A 23,439-nucleotide genomic window follows, 5' to 3' on the forward strand; every position below is an offset into this window, starting at 1 on the left:
GCCCGGTCCCTAAGGATTGGCCTGGTACTTGGATTTGTAGGCAAACTCCAGTTGCTCGCAATCGGCCCGGGAATTGAATTCATGGGTCTTGCGTTCGGCCTCGGGTTTCTGGATCTGCTTCCAGCAGAGCTTGACGGTCTCGCCTTCGACCCAGCGCTGCTTGCTTTCGGGGTCGTCCATCAGCGAGCCGACCAGCATCAGCACGCCGAAAATGCCGACCGGCAAGCCGATGAGCCAGGGCACCAGCCGGCTTCCGGGGGAGCTCCGCTGCCCCTCGGTGGATTTTTCGGACGCGTTGGATGTCTTTGGATCGGTCATGCTCTTCCTTGTGCCACCGATTATCTGCGCATGCCGCAGGCCTGGATTGAGCGGCGTCAAGTCGCCTGCCGTGTAAGCCCGCGGATGCCGGATCCGGCGGGCCTGCGTGGCAAGTGCCGGCATGGGCCAGGGCTGCAAGCGCAAACCTATAATGTCTGGCTGATTTGCCCTGACTTGCGCATTGCAGGTTGCTGCAACCCTGCAGGCCGCTGGTGCTGCGCCTTGCACCTCCATTCCAAAGACCATGAGTACACCCACTTTTTCCGTTGCCGACATCCGCAAGACGTTTCTGGAGTTTTATGCCTCCAAGGGCCACACGGTGGTGCCTTCCAGCTCGCTGGTGCCGGGCAACGATCCGACGCTGATGTTCACCAACTCGGGCATGGTGCAGTTCAAGGACGTGTTCCTGGGCACGGACAAGCGCCCCTACGTGCGCGCGGCTTCGGTGCAGGCCTGCCTGCGCGCGGGCGGCAAGCACAACGACCTGGAAAACGTGGGCTACACCGCCCGCCACCATACCTTCTTCGAGATGCTGGGCAACTGGTCGTTCGGCGACTACTTCAAGAAGGAGTCGATCGAGTGGGGCTGGGAGCTGCTGACGCAGGTCTTCAAGCTGCCGGCCGACAGGCTGCTGGCCACCGTCTACCACGAGGACGATGAGGCCTACGACATCTGGAAGAACGTGATCGGCCTGCCGCCCGAGCGCATCATCCGCATCGGCGACAACAAGGGCGGCAAGTACAAGAGCGACAACTTCTGGATGATGGCCGAGACCGGCCCCTGCGGTCCGTGCTCGGAAATCTTCTATGACCACGGCGAACACATCGCCGGCGGCCCTCCGGGCAGCCCGGACGAGGACGGCGATCGCTTCATCGAGATCTGGAACCACGTGTTCATGCAGTTCGACATGAAGGAAGACGGCTCCGTCGTCAGGCTGCCCGCGCCCTGCGTGGACACCGGCATGGGCCTGGAGCGCCTGGCCGCCATCCTGCAGCACGTGCACAGCAACTACGAGATCGACCTGTTCCAGGCACTGATCCGGGCCGCAGCCCGCGAGACCCACGTCGAGGACCTGGCCAATCCTTCGCTGAAGGTGATCGCCGACCATATCCGCGCCACCTCCTTCCTGGTGGCCGACGGCGTGATTCCTTCCAACGAAGGCCGCGGCTACGTCCAGCGCCGCATCATCCGCCGCGCCATCCGCCACGGCTACAAACTGGGCCAGAAGACGCCCTTCTTCCACAAGCTGGTGCATGACCTGGTGCTGCAGATGGGCGAGGCCTATCCCAAGCTCAAGGAGCAGGAAGCGCACATCACCAGCGTGCTCAAGGCCGAGGAAGAGCGCTTCTTCGAGACCCTGGCCCACGGCATGGAAATCCTGGACAACGCCCTGGCTGGCGGCACCCAGGTGCTGCCCGGCGACGTGGCCTTCAAGCTGCACGACACCTACGGCTTCCCGCTGGATCTGTCCAACGACGTGGCGCGCGAGCGCGGCGTGACGGTGGACGAGGCCGGCTTCAAGGCCGCGATGGAGCACCAGAAGAATACCGCCCGCGCGGCCGGCAAGTTCAAGATGGACCGCGCGCTGGAGTACAGCGGCGCGGCCAACACTTTCACCGGCTACGAGCACCTGGCCGAGTCCGCAAAAATCGTAGCGCTCTACGCTGATGGCGAGAGCGTTTCCGAGCTCAAGAGCGGCCAAAGTGGCGTGGTGGTGCTGGATACCACTCCTTTTTATGCAGAATCCGGCGGCCAGGTCGGTGACCAGGGTGCCATCACCGCAGGCACTTCGCGCTTTGCCGTGCAGGATACGCTCAAGATCAAGGCCGATGTCTACGGCCACCACGGCGTGCTCGAATCCGGCAGCCTGAAGGTCGGCGACGCCGTGCAGGCCGAGGTGGACACGCAGCTGCGCGCCGCCACCATGCGCAACCACTCCGTGACCCACATCATGCACAAGGCGCTGCGCGAAGTGCTGGGCGGCCATGTGCAGCAGAAGGGCTCGCTGGTCAATGCCGAGCGCACCCGTTTCGACTTTGCGCACAATGCGCCGGTCACGGCCGAGCAGATCCGCGAGATCGAAGCCCGCGTGAATGCCGAGATCCTGGCCAACACCGCCACCGATGCGCGCGTGATGGACATCGAGAGCGCCCAGAAGACCGGCGCCATGATGCTGTTCGGCGAAAAGTACGGCGAGACCGTGCGCGTGCTCGACATCGGCTCCAGCCGCGAGCTGTGCGGCGGCACCCATGTGCGGCGCACGGGCGACATCGGCCTGTTCAAGGTTGTGGGCGAGTCCGGCGTGGCTGCCGGTGTGCGCCGTATCGAAGCCGTGACCGGCGCCAATGCCCTGGCCTATCTGCAGTCGCTGGAATTCACCGTGGACCAGGCTGCGGCCGCCTTCAAGGCACCAGCTGCCGAGCTGACCCACCGCATCGGCGGTGCGCTGGACCAGATCAAGGCCCTGGAAAAGGAAATCGCCGCGCTCAAGGGCAAGCTGGCTTCCAGCCAGGGCGACGAGCTGGTCACGCAGGCGGCCGATGTCAAGGGCGTGAAGGTGCTGGCCGCCCAGCTCGAAGGCGCCGACGCCAAGACGCTGCGCGAGACCATGGACAAGCTCAAGGACAAGCTGGGCGCGGCCGTTGTCGTGCTGGCCGCCGTGGACGGCGACAAGGTCCAGCTGGCCGCCGGCGTGACCAAGGCCGAGACCGCCAAGGTCAAGGCTGGCGAGCTGGTCAACTTCGTGGCCCAGCAGGTGGGCGGCAAGGGTGGCGGCAAGCCCGACATGGCCATGGCCGGCGGCACCGATGCCGGGGCTGTGCCTGCAGCGTTGGCCAGCGTGCAAGCCTGGGTGGCGGAGCGCCTGTAAGGCAAGGCAGCGAATGCTGCCTTGCCTCCAAAGGAAAACGCTCCTCATCGAGGAGCGTTTTTCATGCTTAAAACTGGCGCTGACCAATGTCAGAGATGTCGAGCAAGAGCCTAGGCGGCCCCGCCGTCTCGCGGCGACGGCATCGTCCCCCTTCCATAGCGCGCAGCGCGTAGAGAAAGGGGGAAGGCGCGAGCGCCTCAGGAGGTTACTTTTTCCTGAACACCAGGTCCCACACGCCATGGCCCAGGCGCAGGCCGCGGTTCTCGAACTTGGTCAGCGGGCGGTAGTCGGGCTTGGCCGCATAGCCGTCGGCAGTGTTCTGCAGCAGGGGCTCGGCACTCAGGACTTCGAGCATCTGCACCGCATAGGGCTCCCAGTCGGTCGCGCAATGGATGTATCCGCCGGGCTTGATGCGCGCGGCCAGCTTGGCGATCAGCGGTGGCTGGATCAGGCGGCGCTTGTTGTGCTTCTTCTTGTGCCAGGGATCGGGGAAGAAGATATGCACGCCGTCGATCGAGGCTTCGGGCAGCATGTTGTCTATGACTTCCACGGCATCGTGCTGCAGGATGCGGATGTTCTCGATCTGCTGCTCGCCGATACGCTTGAGCAGCGCGCCCACGCCGGGCTCGTGCACTTCGCAGCACAGGAAATTGTCATCGGGGCGCACGCGCGCGATATGGGCCGTGGCCTCGCCCATGCCGAAGCCGATTTCCAGGATCAGCGGGGCCGTACGGCCGAAGGCGGCCCCAGCGTCCAGCGCTGCCTTCCGGTATTGCAGCAGAAAACGCGGACCCAGCTCTTCAAAAGCCTTGGCCTGGCCGGTGGTCGTGCGGCCGGCGCGGCGCACATAGCTCTTGATGGTCTTGGGATAGGCCACGCCCTCGGGGGCCTGGCCTTGGGGAGCTTGAGTGGAAACTTCAGCGCCGCTGGTATCGGTGGCGGCCACGGATGAGGTTTCGGGTAGGGAGGAGGTAGAGGAAGTCACGGGGTGGATTGTAAATAAGGACGGGTGCCGGCTGCAGCGCCAGCCGCAATGCCGGAGCGCGCCGGCGTTGCGTCAGTCGCGCTGGATTTCACGCCAGTGCCGTACCCAGAGGGCCAGTGCATCAGGCACGGTGGAAGCGGAATGATGCGGGGCCGGCAGGTCCAGGCAGGCTGCGGCTTGCGTCAGCGCTGCCAGAGGGTTGGAAAGATCCACGGCCGGTGCGCCATGCTGCTTGGAGAGTTTTTCGCCGTTGGCCATGCGCACCAGCGGCGTATGCAGATAGCGGGGAAGCGGAAGATGCAGGGCCTGCTGCAGCAGGATCTGGCGCGGCGTGTTGTCGGCCAGGTCTTCGCCGCGCACGATGTCGGTAATGCCTTGCTCGCCATCGTCCACCACCACGGCCAGCTGGTAGGCCCAGAGGCCGTCGGCCCGGCGCAGCACGAAGTCGCCCACGGTGGCAAGCACATCCTGCTGCTGCGGGCCCAGGCGCCGGTCCTGCCAGCGCACCCGGCCTGCGCACATTGCTTCATCATTATTCATAGCTGCTTGCGCAGGTGTGCCAAGCGTTTGAGCCGGATCTGGTGGGTACCGGTCGATCCAGCGCTGCAGCGCAAAGCGCCAGGCCCGTGCCGGCTTGCCATGCAGGCCGTTGCGGCAGGTGCCGGGATAGGGGCGTTCCACATGGCGCTCATGGGCCAGCCCCATGGCCTGCCAGACCGCTTCGAGGTCCTTGCGCGTGCAGCCGCAGGGATAGGCCAGCCGGTCCTGCACGAGTTGCTCGAGCGCCTGGGCATAGAGCGCATGGCGCCGGGATTGCCAGACCACGGGCGCATCGGAATGCAGACCGCAGGCCGCCAGCTGACGCAGGATTTCCTGGTCGGCGCCGGGCTGGCAGCGTGGCGGGTCGATGTCTTCGATGCGCACCAGCCAGGTGCCGCCATGGGCGCGGGCATCGAGCCAGCTGGCCAGTGCGGCCACCAGCGACCCCGCATGCAGAGGGCCTGTGGGCGAAGGGGCAAAGCGGCCGGTATAGCCGGGCCGGAGAGGGATGGCGGACATAGAGGGCGCCCATCATAGCGGCGCGTGCGCCCGCTTGCCTGGAGTGCGTACTCAGGCCAGCGCCAGGCCCATCTCCAGTCCCGAGAGGAAGGCATCCTCGACACGGTGGCCCAGGCACCAGTCGCCGCACAGGCCGAGTCCGCTGGACGGATCATGCAGATGCGGCCGGCCCAGCGGCGCCAGTGTCTGCGCCTGCGGCCAGAGATAGACGCTGGCATGGCGCGGTGCCACGCGTATTCCCGTGATCTCGCCAAAGGCCTTCTGCAGCTTGGACAGCACGCGCGAAGGATCGTCGCCGCGGTGCTCCTGCGACCACAGCGGATTGGCGTGCACGGTCCAGCGTTCGGTCTGGGCCCGGCCGGGCTTGGAGGACTCGCGGGCCACCCAGGCGATGCGGTCGTGTGTGGTGCGGGCCGCATTCCATTGCGGCCCCAGGGTGGTCAGGCCGGCCTGGGCCGCCATGGGGTAGGACAGCGTCATGGCCCAGCAGGGGGCCATCTCCACTAGGGCCAGCGATTGCGCCAGCTGGGCACCCTGCGGGGTGGACTGCAGCAGCTGGCGGGCCAGCGGCGCGGGCACGGCCAGCACTACGGCATCGAAACCGCCGGCACTTTGCTGGCCGTGGTCCTCGGTATCCAGCGTCAGCTCCCACTGGTGCCTGCCAGCGCGGCGCGGGCTGCCGGCCACATGGTGCACCAGCCGTGTCACGGACTGGCCCAGGTGCAGCCGGCCGGCCTCCCACAGCGGGCCGGCCCAGGCCAGGGGCAGGGCCTGCATGTCAGGCGTGCCGACCCAGTGGGTCTCGCGTGCCGGCGGCGCTTCCTGCGTCTTGCGGCCCTGGGCGTTGCGGATCTGGACGCTGCTCACGCTCCAGGCGCGCACCGTGCCGGGCGCCGTGTCCAGCGCCATCTGGAAGCGCGTATCGCGCACGGTGAAGAACTGGGCGCCGATGTCGAAGCTGCCATAGGGGCCGCTGACCGAGCGCAGCCGGCCGCCGGCCTGGGACAGGCGCTCGTAGACATGGACATCGTGGCCGGCCTGCATCAGCGTGCGGGCGCAGGCCAGGCCGGCAATGCCGGCGCCGACCACGGCGATGCGCCGGGGCTGGCCCGATGCGGCAGGCTGGGGGGAAGCTGAAGCGGAGCGCGAAGCTTTGGTGGCCGAGGAAGCACGGGAAGCGTTCATGAACAAGCCTTTTCAACACAGGTCCGTCATAGCGTAGCAGCTATTCAAAGCATAGCAAGCGGTATTGCGCATGGTCTGGCCGGGCCGGAGCCGGCACAGGGGGGACAGCGGTGCCGATGCTGCAACGCATCACTGCCAGCCACTCTACACCCGGCGCATGACGCCAGGCCGCCCGGCGGCGTTCAATGACGGTGATGGTTTTCCATGAGGGCCTTGCGTGTGGCCGGGCTTTCCAGCTGCGCTATCCACCATTGCAGCGCCCGCCCCGGCGTATGCTGGGGAGCGCCGGACCACGCATAGTGCACGCGCAGCGTGCGCTTGGAGCGCTGGACCTGGCGGGTGACCAGCAGCCCGGCCTCCAGATAGGCCTGGACCATGCCGCGCGGCAGGAAGCCGCAGCCTATGCCGCGGATCTGGGCCTCCACCTTGGCCTGCATGCTGTCCACGGTCAGCACGTCCTGGCCGTCGATCAGACCGTAGCTGATGTTGCTGCGCACGCCCGAATCGGCCACGGCAATCAGCCGGTGCTGCAGCAGTTCCTCATCGGAAATCGGCTCTTGCGCCTGGGCCAGCGGGTGGTGCGGCGCCACGGCGAAGATGAAGTCGGCCTCGCCCATCTCGCGCGTCTGCAGGTCTGCGGCGTTGCTGGTGTTGACGACCACGCCTATGGCCAGGTCGGCCTGGCCGCTGGTCAGTGTCTCTAGGGTGCCGCTCAGGATGGCCTCCTTGAGCTTGAGGCGGGTGGGCGGCTTGAGGGCGTAGAAAGCCTCGATCAGCTCGAAGATCGGCGTGCGCGCGACGGCACCGTCCACGACGATGGTCAGCTGCGGCTCCCAGCCCGTGGCCACGCGCTTGACGCGGTGTGCCACGGCATCGATCTCCTGCAGCAACCGCGCGCCTTCGGCCAGCAAGGCCTGGCCGGCCTCGGTGGGCTGGGCATGGCGCGAGCGGCGGTCGAACAGCAGCACGTCCAGCGCGTCCTCTATCTGGCGCACGCGGTAGGTCAGCGCGCTGGGCACCAGTCCCAGGGAGCGCGCAGCGGCGGCAAAGCTGCCGGTTTCCGAGATGGCCTGCAGCATGGCCAGGCTGTCGGGGGTCAGGACGTCGCGGGAGCTGGGCATGGTGGTATCGGAGGACTATTCAAAGTTTTCGAATGATGCCATCAATGCTCCTCAGCCACGGCATGGGGGTGCGCTTCTACAGTGGAGCCATCGAGATTTGATTGACGCTTCGCAAAGAAAGGACTCCACCATGATGACTCTGCGCCGATCCCAGGAACGCGGCTTTGCCGACCATGGCTGGCTGAAGTCGTTCCACAGTTTTTCGTTTGCCGGCTACTACGATCCGCGCCACATGGGCTTTGGCAACCTGCGCGTGATCAACGAGGACCGCATCGCTCCGGGCACGGGCTTTGGCGCCCACGGCCATCGCGACATGGAAATCATTAGCTATGTGCTGGAAGGCGGGCTCTCGCACAAGGACAGCATGGGCAACGAGCAGACCATCGTGCCCGGCGAGGTGCAGCGCATGAGCGCCGGCACGGGCGTGGTGCACAGCGAGCACAACCATGCCGCGGGCCAGGCCACGCATTTCCTGCAGATCTGGCTCTTGCCGGCGCGCACCGGCGTCGAGCCCGGCTATGAGCAAAAGGCCTTTCCCGCAGCCGAAAAGCGCGGCCGCCTGCGCCTGGTGGCATCGCCCGACGGCGCCGAGGGCTCGGTGTCCATGAATGCCGATGCCCGCCTGTTCGCCGGCCTGTTCGATGGTGGCGAATCCTTCGACATGGCACTGCCGGCCGGCCGCAAGACCTATGTGCACATGGTGCGCGGCAAGCTGACGGTCAATGGGCAACGGCTGACAGCCGGCGATGCGGCACTTCTGGAAAATGAAGCCGCCTTGCGTCTGGACGTGGGCGAACAGGCAGAAGTGCTGGTGTTCGATCTCGAGGCCTGAACGGTTTCCGTGCGTGTCTGGTTCCCCGGGCTTGCACCGGCGCGCATGCGGCAGGGCGGTGGCCGCCAAGGCCATGCCCTGGCGCTCGTGGTGTGTGCGAGCCGTTTCACCTGTCATTGAGCGGCCACAGCCGCAAGGAGTTTGTATGCTGAATCAACTGAAGAATCCCCTGGCCCTGATCGGCCGCATCCTGATCGCCGCACTGTTCGTGCCGGCAGGCCTGCAGAAGCTCACCGGCTTTGCCGGTACCGTGGGCTATGCCGCTTCCGTGGGCATGCCTTTGCCGCAAGTCGGCGTGGCCGTGGCCCTGGTGGTGGAGATCGTGGGCGGCCTGGCCTTCCTGCTGGGCTGGGGTACGCGCTGGGTGGCTCTGGTCCTGGGCTTCTTCACGCTGGTGGCCTCTTTCTTCTTCCACAACTTCTGGGGCGTGCCGCCCGAGGCAGCCATGATGCAGCAACTGCTGTTCTGGAAGAACATCGCCGTTGTCGGCGGCCTGCTGGGCTTCGCGGCCCATGGCGCCGGCGACTGGAGCGTGGATGCCCGCAAAGCCGCCTGAGCTGCCTTGAATTTCGTTTAGGCTCTCATATGCCCCGCAGCCTCTGGCTGGCGGGGCTTTTTCACAGCCGGGCCGCCCCCAAGGTGAAATGTCCCTCCCGAAGGAGCTGCGCGCACGCGCATGAGGGAGCGTCGGGCGCGTTTTTCAAGTCAAGGAAGAGTACATGGCGAATATCGTGGTGGTCTACCACTCGGGCTACGGGCATACGCAGCGGCTGGCCCAGGTCGTGGCCCAGGGCGCGGCGGCGCAACTGCTGGCCATCGATGCGGATGGCAATCTGCCGGCCGGCGGCTGGGAGCAACTGGCGGCGGCCGATGCCATCGTGCTGGGCGCGCCCACCTACATGGGCGGGCCCAGCTGGCAGTTCAAGCGCTTTGCCGACGCATCGTCCAAGGCCTGGTTCGCCCAGGCGTGGAGGGACAAGCTGTTTGCCGGCTTCACCAACAGCGCCGGCGTGCAGGGCGACAAGCAGGTCACGCTCGACTATCTGTATCACCTGGCCATGCAGCATGGCGGCCTCTGGGTGGGCCTGGGCATGCTGCCGTCCAACACCAAGGCCGCGCAGCGCAACGATGCGAACTGGATGGGTGCCTATTCGGGCGCCATGGCGCAGTCGCCCTCGGATGCCTCGGTGGCCGAGATGCTGCCCGGCGACCTGGAGACGGCGCGCCAGTTCGGCGCGCGCGTGGCCCAGGCAGCGGCGCGCTGGACCCGATAGGCGCTATTCAATCGGGATCGGCCAGCGCTGGACTGCATTGGATTTCATGATGTTTTCTATCTGGAATCCATGCGTGGAAGGCGCTGTCTGCTTCTCTTTTATGAGCGAATCGTTTACCGCAAGTGCTTTTTGACGGGACGGGGGTGGACCAGCGCCGTGCGCTCCAGGTCCGTGCCCAGCGCGTCGCGCTCGTCGAAGACGAAGCAGCCGCCGTTGTAGAACTTGCCGTCGGTTTCCTCGAAGTACTTGAGGATGCCGCCCTCGAGCTGGTAGACATGCTCCACGCCTTCGTCCTGCATGAGCAGGGCGGCCTTTTCGCAGCGGATGCCGCCCGTGCAGTAGCTGACCACGGTCTTGCCGGCCAGTTGCGCCTTGTGTGCGCGCAGCGCGGGCGGAAATTCGGTGAACTTGTTCAGGCGCCAGTCGATGGTGCCCTCGAAGGCGCCTTCGTCGACTTCGTAGTCGTTGCGCGTGTCCAGGGTCACCACTTCTCGGCCCTCGTCGTCATGGCCCTGTTCCAGCCAGCGGCGCAGCGTGGCTGGCGCCACCGAAGGCGCGCGGCCGCCAGCCGGGCGGATGGAGGGGTGGTCCATGCGGATGATCTCGCGCTTGACCTTGACCAGCATTTTGCGAAACGGTACTGCGTCGGACCAGCTTTCCTTGGGCGCCAGGTCGGCAAAGCGCTCGTCCTCGCGCAGCGCATCGACAAAGGCACGCACCTGGGCCGCCGGGCCGGCCAGGAAGAAGTTGATGCCTTCCTCGGCCAGCAGCACCGTGCCCTTGAGATCCAGGGCCTGCGCGCGTTGGGCCAGGGTGTCGCGCAGTGCCGCGGCATCGGGCAGCGGCGTGAACTTGTAGCAGGAGATATTGAGGATTTCAGGCACGGACAGGCATACGGTTGGGTTGCGGCGCTGCAGCCAGCGCACGCGGGCCGAAGGAAAAAGGGCAGGGCCGGGCATCCGGGGGGACGTCTGGAAAACACGAAGGCGACCGCCGGCCTTGCGCCGTAAAAAGACGGGCTGCGCAAGGCGGCCCGGCAGGCATTCGGCGGTTCAGGCGCCGGTGGTCAGGACCGCCTTGATTTTATTGGCCAGCTGAGCCACTGCGAGCGACGCGGGTGCTCCCGGCATGGCCTGCAGCAGCAGCTGGCGGCGCATCACGGCCTCGCGCACGGCGGGGTCGATGGGAATGTCGCCCAGATGCGACAGGCGCAGCGGCTGGCCCGAGGCCGTGCTCACGAAGCGGTTGAGCACCTGCTGCAGCTGGCTGGTGATGGCGCGGCCGTCGCCAGGGCGCTGGGCCTGGTTGATGACCAGGCGGATCTGCTGGCGCTTTTGCTGCGTGGCCAGCACCTTGATGGCCGCATAGGCGTCGGTCAGCGAGGTGGGCTCGGGCGTGGCAACCACCAGCACCTCCGTGGCCAGGGAAACCGAGAACAGCACCACGTCGGAAATGCCGGCGCCGGTGTCGAGCAGGATGATGTCGTAGCGCGGAGCCAGCAGCTCGATGGTGCGCATGAACTGGGTGCGGATCTCGGGCGTGAGGCGCGAATATTCGATCATGCCCGAGCCGGCGAGCAGCACGGAGTAGCCGCCGGCCGTGGGCAGGATGGCCTCGTCCAGCGAGGAGCGGCCGGTGAAGACATCGTGCAGCGTGATCTTGGGATTGAGGTTGAGCACCACGTCCAGATTCGCCAGGCCCAGGTCCGCATCCAGCACCAGCACCTTGTAGCCATGGCGCGTGAGCGCCGCCGCCAGATTGACGGACACGAAGGTCTTGCCCACACCGCCTTTGCCGCTGGTCACCGCGATGATGTGCGCGCGTCGGGAACGGGCTTGCGCCTGCACGGCATCCCCCATCGAGATGCCGGCTGGAAAGGAAGGGCTGGGCGCCACAACGTCAGTCATCAGAAGGCTTTCTGACTTGGCTTGCAATGTCGGTGTTCACGTCGAGTTCAATCTCGTTATCGTTGTCATTGTCATCGAGCGATGGCTCGAACAAAGGCCCGAAAAGAAGGCTTTTTTCCTCGGCACTCACCGTGCTGTCGGGCGGCTCCTCGATCTGTATGCAGTTGCGGCCGCTGGATTTGGCCAGATACAGCTGCCGGTCGGCGCGCTCGGTCCACAGCGCCGAGGTGCTGCGTATCCATTGCAGCGCAAAGGCGCCGCCGATGCTGACCGTGACCTGCAGCGACAGCCCGGGCGAGATCACGATCGGCGTGCTCTCTATGCTTTCGCGCAGGCGCTCGGCCACGGACTGGCCGAAGGCTGCGGCGCACATGGGCAGCACGATGGCGAATTCCTCGCCGCCGTAGCGTGCCAGCGTGTCCATGGGGCGTATGCCCTGGGACAGGGTCCGGGCCACGGACTGTAGCACGCGGTCGCCGGCGAGATGGCCATGTTCGTCATTGATCCGTTTGAAGTGATCGATGTCCAGCATCAGCAGCAGCGCGCTTTCGCCGGAGCGCGCCACGCGGTCCATTTCGCGCTCGACCACCGAGCGGAAGTGCCGCCGGTTGGCCAGGCCTGTGAGCGGGTCGCGCAGAGACAGCGCGCACAGGCCGTCGATCAGTGCCTGCAGATACTGGGTCGGCGAGTCACTGGGCAATTGCATGCCCCCTGCGCTCGCACGAGCCACCAGGGAATGGGCTGTGGCCAAGCGCAGATCGCGTAGATATACGGATTGGAGAGGGGTGGGAGAAGTCACAATTTGCTACGAAAACTCCAGCCAGTGTATCAGCGCTGCGGATGGCTGTGCAGGCGCATTGCCATCGTGTTGCGGCCCTGCGCGAGCGCTTTGTGTCAACCCTGTGGCAGCGCGGCCAGGAATTCCGCATCGGTGCGGTACAGGCGCAGATGCTGGCCCTGGTGGGACAGCATGCCCGCGCGCTCCAGCCGCTGCTGCACGGGCAGCTTGAGCCCCACCACATGCAGGGTGCCGCCGCGCTGGGCCACCAGCCGCTCCAGGCGGGCAAAGGTCTCCACGCCGGTCACGTCGATGTTGTTGATGGGCTGGGTCAGCAGTGCCAGATGCTTGGCATCGGCTTGCTGTTGCCACAGATCGCTGGTAAAGCGCTCCATGGCCGAGGCCGAGGCGAAGTCCAGGTCGGCGTCCATGCGCAGGGTGATCAGCCCGGGTGCCAGCGGCGGCAGCTGCCACAGCTGGCGGCTGCGCAGGCTGCCGTCGCCGTGCAAGCCCACTTCCAGGATGCGCGGATGCAGGCGCTGGTAGAGGAAATAGCCCAGGCTCAGCACGATGCCGGCGAACACGCCCCAGTACATGCGCGGCGCGGTCAGCAGCGTGAGCGCCAGCGTGGCCACGCTGATGCAGCCTTCCACCAGCGAAATGCGAAACAGCTGGATGATGACCGAAGGCTTGATCAGATTGACCACCGCCGTGATGACGATGGCCGCCAGCGCCGCCTTGGGCACATGGTAGAGCCATGGAATGAACCACAGCACCACGATCACCACCAGCAGGATGGAGAAGACGTTGGAATAACCGGTCTTGGCGCCCGCCAGCAGATTGACGGCCGAGCGCGAGAACGAGGCGCTGGTGGCAAAGCTGCCGAACAGGCCGGCGCTGATCTTGGACAGGCCCTGGGCGACAAGGTCCTGATTCTCGTTCCAGCGCGTGCCGGCCTGCTGGTGCTCCACCTGGGCACTGGATGCAGTCTCGAGAAAGCTCACCAGCGAAATCACCAGCACGGGCATGACCAGATCGCCGAACTCCTCCCAGGACAGCAGTCCGGGCCACTGGAAATGCGGCAGGCCTGCAGGCAGGTGGCCCACCACCGCACCGCCGCCGTCGGCAAAGCCCGTGGCCCAGCTGACCAGCCCCGTGAGCGCGATGATGAAGATCGCCGAGGGAAATGCGGCGCGCCACTTCTTGGCTGCGACGAGCAGCGCGATGCTGCCTAGGCCATAGGCAATGGAATGCCAGTCGAACAGATAGATGGAAGGGGAATGCCACAGTGCGGACCAGTCGCTGCGCAGGCCCAGCAGCGTGGGCAGCTGGGAGGCCAGGATGAGCAGGGCCGCGGCCTGGGTGAAGCCCGTGAGCACGGGCGACGTCACCAGGTTGAGCAGCCAGCCTGCACGCACCATGCCCAGCATCCACTGCACCAGGCCCGACATGATGGCCATCCAGGCCGCCAGAGCCACCCAGTGCGCCGACCCCGGCTCGGCCAGGCCCATGAGCGAGGCACCGATCAGCAGCGCGCTTAGCGCCGTCGGCCCCACGCCCAGGCGGGGCGAAGGACTGAACACGATGGCCACCGCCGCGGGCACGATAGACGCGTAAATGCCCGTGATCAGCGGCATGCCGGCCAGGGCGGCGTAGGCCACTCCCTGGGGCAGCAGCATGAGCCCAACGGTCAGGCCGGCCCAGAACTCGCCGCGCAGCAGTGCTGCCGTGGGCTTGGGCCAGGAAAGAAAAGGAAACCAGCGCGCCAGAGAATGCATGGACGCTATTGTCATGTGAACCAGCCGGGCTTGCAGGTCACATCGGTGATCCGAGCTTGTCCTACAGGCAGGCGCGGGCTCGTCGGATCGGCGAAGCATGAGCGCATGGATACAGTCACTCATGTTTTAGAACAGATTAGGGGGTAAATCATGACTGTTATGACAAAGCGTTATGTGCAAATCATGGCCGTGACGGCCCTGGCCTTTGGTCTGGCGGCCTGCGGCAAGAACGACGATAGCCAGACGGCGGGGCAGAAGCTCGACTCCGCCATCTCGCAAACCAAGGAAGCGGCCGACAGCGCAGGCAAGAAGCTGGAAGAAGGTGCCAGCCAGGCGGGCAATGCCACCACCAATGCGCTGGACAAGGCCGGCGACAAGATCAGCAGCGCCGCCGATTCGGCCGGAGCCAAGATCGAAGAAGGTGCCGCCAAGGCTGGCCAGGCGCTGGACGATGCCGGCATCACCGCCGCCATCAAGGCCGAGCTGATCAAGGCGCCCGAAGTCAGCGCGCTCAAGGTGGATGTGGATACCAAGGGCGGTGTGGTGACCCTCAGCGGCACCGTGCCCAGCGAGGCCGTGAAGAACCGCGCTGGCGACATCGCCAAGGGCGTCAAGGGCGTGGCCTCGGTGAACAACAACCTCGCCGTGCAGGCGAACTGACAGGCCGCGGCCTGAATCGAAAAAGCCGGGTGGCTGCAGCCCCCGGCTTTTTCTTTTGTGCCGGCACCACGTGCAAGCTGCGGGACACGGCTTCGAACTCATCCCGATTGCACTCCTATGCAGCTGCGTAGAGATCATTAACACGTTCTAAGATGCGGGCATGACCCAAGCAGACCACCGACCCGATCCATCGTGCGCTTCCCGGCTGCCCACGCAGCTGATCCACCATCCCTACCAGCCGCCGCAGGACTTTGCCGGCCCCCAGCCCGCCGTGCACAAGGCCTCTACCGTGTTCTTCGAGAACGTGCAGGCCATGCGCGAGCGCCGCTGGCTGGACAAGAGCAGCTATACCTACGGCCTGCACGGCACCCCGACCACCTACACGCTGGAAGAGCGGCTGTGTGCCCTGGAAGGGGGGCTGCAGTGCCTGCTGGTGCCCAGCGGCCTGGCGGCGATCGCCACCGTGTCCCTGGCCCTGCTGCGGACTGGCGACGAGGTGCTGATCCCCGACAACGTCTACGGCCCCAACAAGACGCTGGCCGAAGGCGAGCTCGCGCATTTCGGCATCACCCACCAGTATTACGACCCCACGGATGTGGCCGATCTCGCGGCCCGCATCACGCCGGCGACCAGGCTGGTGTGGCTGGAGGCGCCAGGCTCCGTGACCATGGAATTTCCCGATCTGATCGCCCAGGTGCGCCTGTGCCGTGAAAAAGGCGTGACCACGGTGCTGGACAACACATGGGGCGCGGGCCTGGCCTTCCGCCCCTTCGACCTTCTCGGCGACGGCAGCCTGGGCGTGGATGTGTCCGCGCATGCGCTGACCAAATATCCCAGCGGGGGCGGCGACGTGCTCATGGGCAGCATCGTCACGCGCAACCAGCCGTTGCACATGCGCATCAAGCTCGCCCATATGCGCCTGGGCCTGGGCGTGGGCGCCAACGATGCCGAGGCCGTGCTGCGCAGCCTGCCCAGCATCGCGCTGCGCTACCACGCCCAGGACCGCGCCGCGCGCCAGCTCGCCCGCTGGCTGTCCACCCAAAGCGCGGTGGCGCAGGTGCTGCACCCGGCCTTGCCCGGGGCTCCCGGCCATGCGCACTGGCAGCAGCTGTGCGGCGCCAGCCGCGGCGGCGAGGGGCTTGAGGGCGTGGCCGCGGGCCTGTTCAGCGTGGTGATCGATGCACGCTTCGGGCAGGACGCCGTCGACCGTTTCTGCGACCACCTGCGGCTGTTCAGGCTCGGGTACAGCTGGGGCGGACCGGTCAGCCTCGTCGTGCCCTACGAGCTGTCCGAAATGCGCAGCCGCGCCACGCCGCATCTGCGCGCAGGCACCGTGGTGCGCTTTGCCATCGGCCTGGAAGATCCTGCAGACCTCCAGGCCGATCTGGCCCAGGCGCTGCACGCTGCCTTTGGCTGATCCCCGGTTTGCTATTGAATAAGTAGCTGCTGGCGCATTGTGGCGAATGATTACGGCATTGATGGATGCTGTGTCTATCTTGCATCAAGCGCCAGCCGCTTTGTTTTCGATAGCGGCCTGCGGGCTTTCCGCGATGGCAGCGCCAGGCGGGCAAGGTAATTTGTGACCATTGCGCCCCTTCGGCCCGGCGGTGTACCGCTGCCGGCAGGGCGTCCTGGTTGCAAGGAGGTTCCCGCATGCAAGCTTCCCCTGTTACCGACACCCGTGCCCCGGCTGCGGCGCTGCATCCATGCCGGCTGCGCTGGAACCAGCCCTGGCAATGGCTGGCGCTGGGGGTCAGGGATGTCCTGCGCGCGCCGGCAATTGCCCTGTTCTACGGGCTGTGCTTCTGGGCCATGGCTTTGATGATGGCCTGGGTGTTCCGCGCCAGCCCCGAATACGCCATGGCCACGGCCAGCGGCTGCCTGCTGGTGGGGCCCTTCATGGCCATGGGGCTGTACGAGGTCAGCCGCCAGCTGGAGTCGGGCGGGGCACCGCGGTTTTCGGAGTCGCTGACCTGCTGGGAACGCAATCTGTCCGGCATGGGCATGCTGGTCATGGTGCTGCTGGTGCTGGAAATGCTCTGGGCGCGCGCCGCCATGGTGGTGTTCGCAGTGTTCTTCGACACCGGCATGCCCACGACGGCCACCCTGATGCAGACCCTGTTGCGCTGGGAAAACTGGGAGTTCCTGGCCGTCTATGCGGCCGTGGGCGGCGTGTTTGCGGCCCTGGTCTTCGCCAGTACGGTCGTGGCCCTGCCCGCCATGCTGGACCGCGGCACGGATGCGCTCACGGCCTGCATCACCAGCATGCGCGTGGTGTGCCTCAATCTGCCGGTCATGGCGCTGTGGGGCTTGCTGATCGCTGCGCTGGTGATTCTGTCGATGGGCTGGGGTGGCGTGTTCCTGCTGATCGTGGGGCCGGTGCTGGGCTGCGCGAGCTGGCATGCCTACCGGGACAGCGTGGCTGGCGATGCGGCTGCACCGGCCGGGGAGGAGGGCACATGACGGGCCGCAAGCAGGAAATCCGCAATGGCGGCGCAGCAGAGCGGCCGCTGGAAGGCACGCTGGCGCCGGCTGCCGGCCTGGATGCCGCCGCTGCGGCGCAGGAAGCCTTCAACGATCCGTATTTCGATGCCCATCCACCGGAGCCGGACACGGGCTGGGACGGCCTGGGGCGCGAGGACCTGCTGCCGGGCTGAGCTAGCTTATTTGAGCAGGGGCCTGAGCTGCGGCCAGACGTTTTCCAGCATATGCGGCTGGGCCTTGGCGTTGGGGTGGATGCGGTCGGGCTGGAACCACTGGTCGCTGTCCCTGGCATCGCCGATGCCCGACAGCAGAAATGGCACCAGCGGCAGCTTTTCCTTGGCGGCGATCTGGGTGAACATGTCCGCGAACTGCTGGGTATAGGCGGCCCCGTAGTTCGGCGGCACCTGCATGCCGACCAGCAGTATCCGGGCCCCCGACTCCCGCGCCATCTTGACCATGGCCTGCAGATTGCCTTGCGTGCTTTGCAGCGCCAGGCCGCGCAGCGCGTCGTTGCCCCCCAGTTCCAGCACCAGGACCGAGGGCTTGTGCTGTGCCAGCAGCGCCGGCAGCCGTGAGCGTCCGCCGGCCGTGGTCTCGCCGCTGACGCTGGCGTTGACGACCGGCAGCGGGTTTTTTTCGGCCTGCAGCCGTTGCTGCAACAGTGAAACCCATCCCTTGCCGCGTGCCAGCCCGTATTCGGCGCTCAAGGAGTCGCCCAGCACCAGCACCGGTCCCGGGGGCACTGCCGGCTTGGCGTGGGTGGGCGCTGCCAGGGCGCTGCCACCTGCAATCCCGAGGGCCAGGCCGAGCAAGATACAGTGGCGGCGTTGCGTTAGGCTGCGGCTGGCGCTTTTGCAAAATTCCATCGTCCAATCTTTCATGTCAGAAACCACTGCCCTTCCTCTGATCGCTGTCGAGCATGTGTTCAAGTCGGTGACCGATTCCACGGGGTCGCTGGATATTTTGCGGGATATCCATCTGGACTTCGCCGAGCGTGAAACCGTGGCCATCGTGGGCGCATCGGGGTCGGGCAAGAGCACGCTGCTGTCCATTCTGGCCGGTCTCGATACCCCCAGCCGCGGCACGGTGCGCCTGCAGGGGAAGGACCTGTTTGCGCTGAGCGAGGACGAACGGGCCGCCGTGCGCGCGCAGAAGATCGGCTTCGTGTTCCAGAGCTTTCAGCTGCTGGGCAATCTGACGGCGCTGGAGAACGTGATGCTGCCGCTGGAGCTGGCCGGCGCACGCGATGCACGCAGCCGCGCGGCGGAGATGCTGGAGCGCGTGGGGCTGGGCGAGCGCCTGAACCGCTATCCCAAGGTGCTGTCCGGCGGCGAGCAGCAGCGCGTGGCGCTGGCGCGTGCCTTTGTGGTCGAGCCCGCCGTGCTGCTGGCCGACGAGCCCACGGGCAGCCTGGACTTCGCCACCGGGCAGAGCGTGATGGAGCTGATGTTCGCGCTCAACCGCGAGCGCGGCACCACGTTGGTCCTGGTCACGCACGACCGCGCCATTGCCGAGCAGTGCGAGCGCAGCATCACCATCGAGGCCGGTCGCGCGATGGCATCGCCGCGGGCAAAGCGCGCCGCCTGAAGTGTGGGAGATGAAAATGGCCCGAAGACCAATCTGGTAAAGCGCGGAATGCTCCCGAATCGGGAGCGATCGCGAAGTGCCGGATGTGGGGGGTATTCAGACGGCCGGGATTTCCAGCCCCTGGCGGCGCTCGGCGCCGCGGCATGCGGCGGCCGTGAACAGCACATCGGTGGAGGAGTTCAGCGCGGTTTCGGTGGAGTCCTGGATCACGCCGATCACATAGCCCACGCCCACGACCTGCATGGCCAGGTCGTTGCTGATGCCGAACAGGCTGCAGGCCAGGGGAATCAGCAGCAGCGAGCCGCCGGCCACGCCCGATGCGCCGCAGGCGCAGACCGCGGATACCACGCACAGCAGCAGGGCGGTGGGAATGTCCACTGCAATGCCCAGCGTGTTCGCGGCAGCCAGGGTCAGCACGCTGATGGTGATGGCTGCGCCGGCCATGTTGATGGTGGCGCCCAGAGGGATGGAGATGCTGTAGGTTTCTTCGGCCAGCTGCAGCTTTCGGGCCAGTGCCAGGTTCACTGGAATGTTGGCGGCCGAGCTGCGCGTGAAGAAGGCCGTGACGGCGCTTTCGCGCAGGCAGGTCAGCGTCAGCGGATAGGGGTTGCGGCGCGTCTGGGTCCAGACGATGGCGGGGTTGACGACCAGCGCCACGAACAGCATGCAGCCCACCAGGACCAGCAGCAGCTGCGTGTAGTCCTTCAGCGCTTCCAGGCCGCCTGCCGAGAACGTGGCGGCTACCAGGCCGAAGATGCCCAGCGGCGCCAGCCGGATCACGCCCTGGATGATCTGGGTGATGGCCTGGCCCAGGTCTTCCAGCACCGTGCGGGTGGTGGGGTTGGCATGGCGCAGCGCAATGCCCAGCGCCACGGCCCAGGCCAGCACGCCGATGTAGTTGGCCTCCAGCAGCGCATGCACGGGATTGTCGAAGGCGCTCTTGAGCACGTTCATCAACACCTGGGTGATATCGCCCGGCACGCCCTGCACGGCCGGCGCTGCGCGAAAGTGGATGACCGAGGGAAACAGCGTGCTGGCGGCCACGGCCACGCAGGCGGCGGCCAGCGTGCCCACGGCGTACAGCCACAGCACGGGCTTGATCTGGGTTTCCTGGCCCGGGCGGTGGTTGCTGATCGCCGCGATCACGAGCAGGAACACCAGCACCGGCGCAATGGCCTTGAGCGCGGAAATGAAGAGCGTGCCCAGGATGGACACGGAATCCGCGGCCGAGGGCCAGAGCCAGGCCAGCAGGCCGCCTGCCACCAGGGCCAGAAGGATTTGCAGCACCAGGCTGCGACGGATGCGATCAAGCAAGGCGTTGAGCATGCAGGTCAAACAGAAAAAAGTGAAACATGCCGATGGCGCAATACGGATTCCCTAGGGAGGTATTGCAAGGCGCTGCCGGATGGACGCCGGATCGGCATCCGCCTGCGCAGACCGCTGCTTCGGCGTGGGTGGGGAGCCGCCATTCTTGCCGCAAGGCATCCGGCTTCAGGTCAGCGAAGCCGGCATCCGGCTGTCCGGCCTTGCCGGCGACGGGGTCGCAGGGCATGGCGGGGCAGGGTGGCTGCAGTGCAGCCCGTGGAATATGCATATGCGGGTTTGGCCGCCCGGGTGGCGCAGTGTAGCGGCAGAGCAAAAACACAGTCGCCCGGACTGGCATGGCCATGTGCCGGGGGAAGGCGCGCGCAAACCCGGGATAATGGCGCCCCATGTCGTCTCCCAAAGTCCTGTTCGGTTTCCACGCTGTTGGCGTGCGCCTGAAGACCGCTCCCCAGTCCATCATCGAAGTCTATTTCGAGGCAACGCGCCGCGACGCGCGCATGCGCCAGTTCCTGGAGCGCGCCAAGGAGGCCGGCGTGCGCCTGATCGAGGCCGATGCCATGCGCATCGCCAAGCTGGCCGGCAGCCATGGACACCAGGGCGTGGCCGCGCGCGTGGAGGAGCTCAAGGACACCCGCACGCTGGACGAGCTGCTGGACGACCTGGAGGCAGAGGGCGTGAAGGCGCCGCTGCTGCTGGTGCTCGACGGCGTGACCGATCCCCACAACCTGGGCGCCTGCCTGCGCGTGGCCGACGGGGCCGGCGTGCATGCGGTGATCGCTCCCAAGGACCATGCGGCCGGCATCAATGCCACCGTGGCCAAGGTGGCCAGCGGCGCGGCCGAAACCGTGCCTTATTTCATGGTGACCAACCTGGCGCGCACGCTCAAGGAACTGCAGGAGCGCAATATCTGGGTCATCGGCACCAGTGGCGATGCCGACAAACATCTCTACCAGATGGATCTGACGGGCCCCACGGCCCTGGTGCTGGGCGCCGAAGGCGACGGCATGCGCCAGCTCACCCGCAAGACCTGCGACGAACTGGTCAGCATTCCGATGCAGGGCGCGGTCGAGAGCCTGAACGTGTCGGTGGCCAGCGGCGTGTGCCTGTACGAAGCGCTGCGCCAGCGTTTGGCAGCCAAGGCCTGACCGCTCGACCGGCGCGCTCCTGAAGGCTCTGTCCCGGCGGCGCCTGGCTCAGTGCGAAGGTGCGAGGCGCCCCAGGGTGTCTTCTGACTTCTGGCGCATGATGCTGCGCACTGCGCCTGCCAGGTCCAGCATGGAAAAGGGCTTGAACAGCACCGTGCTGCCTTCCAGCGCTGGGATCTGCTCCTTCAGGTGTTCGCTGGAGTAGCCGGTGGTGAACAGCATGGGCATGCGCCGGCCTTCGGCATGCAGCTGATCGCGCATTTCCAGGGCCGTGAGCCGGCCCGGCATGCGGATGTCCGAGATGATGAGGTCCACCTCCATGCCGCCCTGGATGTAGCGCATGGCCACTTCCGGGTTGTAGGCCGTGGCGACCTGGTAGCCCAGCTCGTACAGCACCTGTGCCATGGCATTGCGCACCGACAGGTCGTCCTCGATGATCAGAATGGTTTCCATCGCGCCTTCGGCCAGGGCTTCTTCGTCCTGCTCCACCGGCAGGGCCTGGCTGGCCCGTGGCAGGTACAGGTGAAAGCTCGTACCCTGGCCCTCGGCCGACTCCACCTCGATCAGCCCGTCGGACTGGTCGACGAAGTTCTTGACCATGGGCAGGCCCAGGCCGGCACCCTTGCCTTCGGCCTTGGTGGTGAAGAAGGGCTCGAAGATGCGCTCTTTGACCTCGTCGCTCATGCCGCAGCCATCGTCGCTCAGGCAGATGTGCACATACTCGCCCCGGGCGCCGGGCCGGTCCAGGACCGCGTTCTCGAGCTGCAGCGTGATGTGCCCGCTGCCGCCGACCGCGTCGCGCGCATTGATGGCGAGATTGATCAGCGAATTCTCGAAGTACATCCTGTCCGTGCGTATGGGCCACAGGCTCTCGGGCATGCGGATCTGGAAGGCGGTTTCCGCGCCCACGGCCTTGGCCAGCAGGTCTTCGATGTCGCGCACCAGCGCTTTGGGGTCGGCGGCCGCCAGGCTCAGCGGCCTGCGGCTGCTGAATCCGGTGAGGTGCGAGGCCATCCGGCCGGCCTTCTTGATCGTTTCGTGGATCACGTCCACATGCTCGCGCTGGCGCGGATCGGACAGGCTTTTTTCCAGCAGGCCGGCATGCAGGCCGGTGACGAACAGCAGATTGTTCAGGTCATGCGCGACGCCGGCCGACAGGTTGGACACCAGGTCCATTTTCTGCGCCCTGGCCAGATCGTCCTGGGCCTGGCGCAGCTCGCCCTGGATGCGATGCAGCTTGTGCTTGAGCAGGGCGAGCTGCTCGTGCAGGCGGTCTTCGCCCTGCTTGATGGCTTCCAGGTTGATGTTGAAGCCCATCCAGTACAGGACCTCTCCCCGGTCGTTCTTGACCGGCTCCAGCGTGGAAAAATGCCACAGGTAGCGCCCGTCGTGGCGCCTGATGCGCAGCCGGTAGCCCGAGGGCGCTTCGGTGATCAGGGCGCGCGACAGGCTGGCATTGACGCTGGCCAGATCGTCGGGATGCACCAGGTCGATCCAGGTGGCATCGCCGAGGTCCACATGCTGCGCATGGTGGAACGCATAGCGCTTGAGCGCCCGGTTGATCCAGGCAATCTCGCCGCGCGGTGTGGCAATCCATATCTGCTGGGGCAGCCGGTCCAGGCAGGCTTCGAAACGGTCGATGCGCGAAAGGTCGGCCGCCGGATGGGCTGCTTCGGCTTCTGCGGTGGCCGGGGCTGACGGCATGGGCAGCAGGTAGCACTGCAGCGCGCAGGGCTGGCCGTTGTCGAGCACCGGCAGAAAGTGCCAGATGCCCAGGGCCTGGGGGCAGGGGATGCCGGTATCGATCCGGGCGGCCAGGCATTCGTCGATGGCCTGCTGAAACGGGGCACAGGCAAAGCCGCCGTCGGCCAACGGGGAGGCGTTGCGGGCGAGCAGGTCCTGCAGTGCCTGGTTGGCAAACTCCAGGCGCAACCCGGGCCAGGCAATGAGGCCCATGGGGAGGGCGGCCGTGCTCATTACCTGCTGGAGTGCATCCAGTCTTGCCAGTGGGGACATCATGATGGGACTTCAGTTTCGCAAAGCAGCATGCGTGCGCTGGCAGTGTAGGCGTGCTTTCTGCTGGTTATATGGTTCCGCTTCCAAATTAACAAAGGTTAATACAGCGCCTGGA

Annotated in this window: 22 protein-coding genes; 10 read left to right on the forward strand and 12 right to left on the reverse strand. The window is 66.2% G+C overall.

Going from position 1 to position 23,439, the window contains the following annotated elements:
- Positions 1-9 precede the first annotated feature (9 nt).
- A complete protein-coding gene (locus tag V8Z74_RS18445) occupies positions 10-441 on the reverse strand; it encodes a hypothetical protein (RefSeq protein WP_349710558.1) in 432 nt (143 codons plus the stop codon).
- 121 nt (positions 442-562) lie between these two features.
- On the opposite strand from V8Z74_RS18445, the gene alaS reads away from it, so the two are divergent.
- On the forward strand, positions 563-3,187 hold the full coding sequence (gene alaS, locus V8Z74_RS18450) for an alanine--tRNA ligase (protein ID WP_349710560.1): 2,625 nt from the start codon (positions 563-565) through the stop codon (positions 3,185-3,187).
- Positions 3,188-3,392: 205 nt separating this feature from the next.
- Here alaS and trmB read toward each other — a convergent pair whose 3' ends face one another.
- The 4 genes from trmB to V8Z74_RS18470 form a co-directional block, all read right to left on the reverse strand.
- The gene (gene trmB, locus V8Z74_RS18455) at positions 3,393-4,133 is read right to left on the reverse strand and encodes a tRNA (guanosine(46)-N7)-methyltransferase TrmB (RefSeq protein ID WP_349710606.1); all 741 of its coding nucleotides are present in this window, start codon (positions 4,131-4,133) and stop codon (positions 3,393-3,395) included.
- 111 nt (positions 4,134-4,244) lie between these two features.
- Positions 4,245-5,231: a tRNA glutamyl-Q(34) synthetase GluQRS gene (gene gluQRS, locus V8Z74_RS18460; RefSeq protein WP_349710562.1), complete on the reverse strand. Its 987-nt coding sequence runs from the start codon at positions 5,229-5,231 to the stop codon at positions 4,245-4,247.
- Positions 5,232-5,282: 51 nt separating this feature from the next.
- Positions 5,283-6,416 carry an NAD(P)/FAD-dependent oxidoreductase gene (locus V8Z74_RS18465; RefSeq protein WP_349710563.1) on the reverse strand — a complete coding sequence of 378 codons (1,134 nt, stop codon included), beginning with the start codon at positions 6,414-6,416 and terminating at the stop codon, positions 5,283-5,285.
- A gap of 182 nt (positions 6,417-6,598) precedes the next feature.
- Positions 6,599-7,537: a LysR family transcriptional regulator gene (locus tag V8Z74_RS18470; protein WP_066480704.1), complete on the reverse strand. Its 939-nt coding sequence runs from the start codon at positions 7,535-7,537 to the stop codon at positions 6,599-6,601.
- A gap of 130 nt (positions 7,538-7,667) precedes the next feature.
- On the opposite strand from V8Z74_RS18470, the gene V8Z74_RS18475 reads away from it, so the two are divergent.
- The 3 genes from V8Z74_RS18475 to V8Z74_RS18485 all read left to right on the forward strand — a co-directional run bounded on the left by V8Z74_RS18475 (position 7,668) and on the right by V8Z74_RS18485 (position 9,643).
- Positions 7,668-8,369: a pirin family protein gene (locus V8Z74_RS18475; RefSeq protein ID WP_349710564.1), complete on the forward strand. Its 702-nt coding sequence runs from the start codon at positions 7,668-7,670 to the stop codon at positions 8,367-8,369.
- A gap of 145 nt (positions 8,370-8,514) precedes the next feature.
- Positions 8,515-8,925, forward strand: a complete 411-nt coding sequence (locus V8Z74_RS18480; RefSeq protein ID WP_066480693.1) for a DoxX family protein — start codon at positions 8,515-8,517, stop codon at positions 8,923-8,925.
- Between the two features lie 163 nt (positions 8,926-9,088).
- Complete coding sequence (locus V8Z74_RS18485; RefSeq protein WP_349710565.1) at positions 9,089-9,643, forward strand: flavodoxin family protein; 555 nt, start codon at positions 9,089-9,091, stop codon at positions 9,641-9,643.
- A 113-nt stretch (positions 9,644-9,756) separates the two neighbouring features.
- On the opposite strand, the gene V8Z74_RS18490 is transcribed toward V8Z74_RS18485, so the two are convergent.
- From V8Z74_RS18490 to V8Z74_RS18505, 4 genes are all read right to left on the reverse strand, one after another.
- Positions 9,757-10,527: a sulfurtransferase gene (locus tag V8Z74_RS18490; protein ID WP_349710607.1), complete on the reverse strand. Its 771-nt coding sequence runs from the start codon at positions 10,525-10,527 to the stop codon at positions 9,757-9,759.
- 168 nt (positions 10,528-10,695) lie between these two features.
- The gene (locus tag V8Z74_RS18495) at positions 10,696-11,550 is read right to left on the reverse strand and encodes a MinD/ParA family protein (RefSeq protein ID WP_066480691.1); all 855 of its coding nucleotides are present in this window, start codon (positions 11,548-11,550) and stop codon (positions 10,696-10,698) included.
- Entirely contained in the window at positions 11,543-12,349 is an 807-nt protein-coding gene (locus V8Z74_RS18500) for a GGDEF domain-containing protein (protein ID WP_349710567.1), read from the reverse strand. Before V8Z74_RS18500 ends, V8Z74_RS18495 begins: the two co-directional genes overlap by 8 nt.
- 95 nt (positions 12,350-12,444) lie before the next feature.
- Positions 12,445-14,106 carry a SulP family inorganic anion transporter gene (locus V8Z74_RS18505; protein WP_349710608.1) on the reverse strand — a complete coding sequence of 554 codons (1,662 nt, stop codon included), beginning with the start codon at positions 14,104-14,106 and terminating at the stop codon, positions 12,445-12,447.
- A gap of 150 nt (positions 14,107-14,256) precedes the next feature.
- Here V8Z74_RS18505 and V8Z74_RS18510 point away from each other — a divergent pair, with 150 nt between their 5' ends.
- From V8Z74_RS18510 to V8Z74_RS18525, 4 genes are all read left to right on the forward strand, one after another.
- On the forward strand, positions 14,257-14,766 hold the full coding sequence (locus tag V8Z74_RS18510; RefSeq protein ID WP_066480685.1) for a BON domain-containing protein: 510 nt from the start codon (positions 14,257-14,259) through the stop codon (positions 14,764-14,766).
- A 160-nt stretch (positions 14,767-14,926) separates the two neighbouring features.
- Entirely contained in the window at positions 14,927-16,183 is a 1,257-nt protein-coding gene (locus V8Z74_RS18515) for a PLP-dependent transferase (RefSeq protein WP_349710569.1), read from the forward strand.
- A 236-nt stretch (positions 16,184-16,419) separates the two neighbouring features.
- Positions 16,420-17,229 (forward strand): DUF2189 domain-containing protein, encoded by an 810-nt coding sequence (locus tag V8Z74_RS18520; RefSeq protein ID WP_349710570.1) that lies wholly within the window; start codon positions 16,420-16,422, stop codon positions 17,227-17,229.
- Positions 17,226-17,423: a hypothetical protein gene (locus tag V8Z74_RS18525; RefSeq protein ID WP_349710572.1), complete on the forward strand. Its 198-nt coding sequence runs from the start codon at positions 17,226-17,228 to the stop codon at positions 17,421-17,423. The genes V8Z74_RS18520 and V8Z74_RS18525 overlap by 4 nt, the downstream gene beginning before the upstream one ends.
- 6 nt (positions 17,424-17,429) lie before the next feature.
- On the opposite strand, the gene V8Z74_RS18530 is transcribed toward V8Z74_RS18525, so the two are convergent.
- Entirely contained in the window at positions 17,430-18,131 is a 702-nt protein-coding gene (locus V8Z74_RS18530; protein ID WP_066480665.1) for an arylesterase, read from the reverse strand.
- Between V8Z74_RS18530 and V8Z74_RS18535 the strand changes: the two genes are divergently transcribed.
- Entirely contained in the window at positions 18,130-18,837 is a 708-nt protein-coding gene (locus tag V8Z74_RS18535; RefSeq protein ID WP_349710573.1) for an ABC transporter ATP-binding protein, read from the forward strand. The genes V8Z74_RS18530 and V8Z74_RS18535 overlap by 2 nt on opposite strands.
- A gap of 96 nt (positions 18,838-18,933) precedes the next feature.
- On the opposite strand, the gene sstT is transcribed toward V8Z74_RS18535, so the two are convergent.
- Positions 18,934-20,163 (reverse strand): serine/threonine transporter SstT, encoded by a 1,230-nt coding sequence (sstT, locus tag V8Z74_RS18540; protein WP_066480659.1) that lies wholly within the window; start codon positions 20,161-20,163, stop codon positions 18,934-18,936.
- 386 nt (positions 20,164-20,549) lie between these two features.
- On the opposite strand from sstT, the gene rlmB reads away from it, so the two are divergent.
- Entirely contained in the window at positions 20,550-21,308 is a 759-nt protein-coding gene (rlmB, locus tag V8Z74_RS18545; protein ID WP_066480656.1) for a 23S rRNA (guanosine(2251)-2'-O)-methyltransferase RlmB, read from the forward strand.
- A gap of 48 nt (positions 21,309-21,356) precedes the next feature.
- On the opposite strand, the gene V8Z74_RS18550 is transcribed toward rlmB, so the two are convergent.
- The gene (locus V8Z74_RS18550; RefSeq protein WP_349710574.1) at positions 21,357-23,327 is read right to left on the reverse strand and encodes an ATP-binding protein; all 1,971 of its coding nucleotides are present in this window, start codon (positions 23,325-23,327) and stop codon (positions 21,357-21,359) included.
- Between the last annotated feature and the right edge of the window lie 112 nt (positions 23,328-23,439).

The organism is Comamonas sp. w2-DMI (assembly GCF_040187735.1).
GTDB lineage: Bacteria > Pseudomonadota > Gammaproteobacteria > Burkholderiales > Burkholderiaceae_C > Comamonas > Comamonas terrae.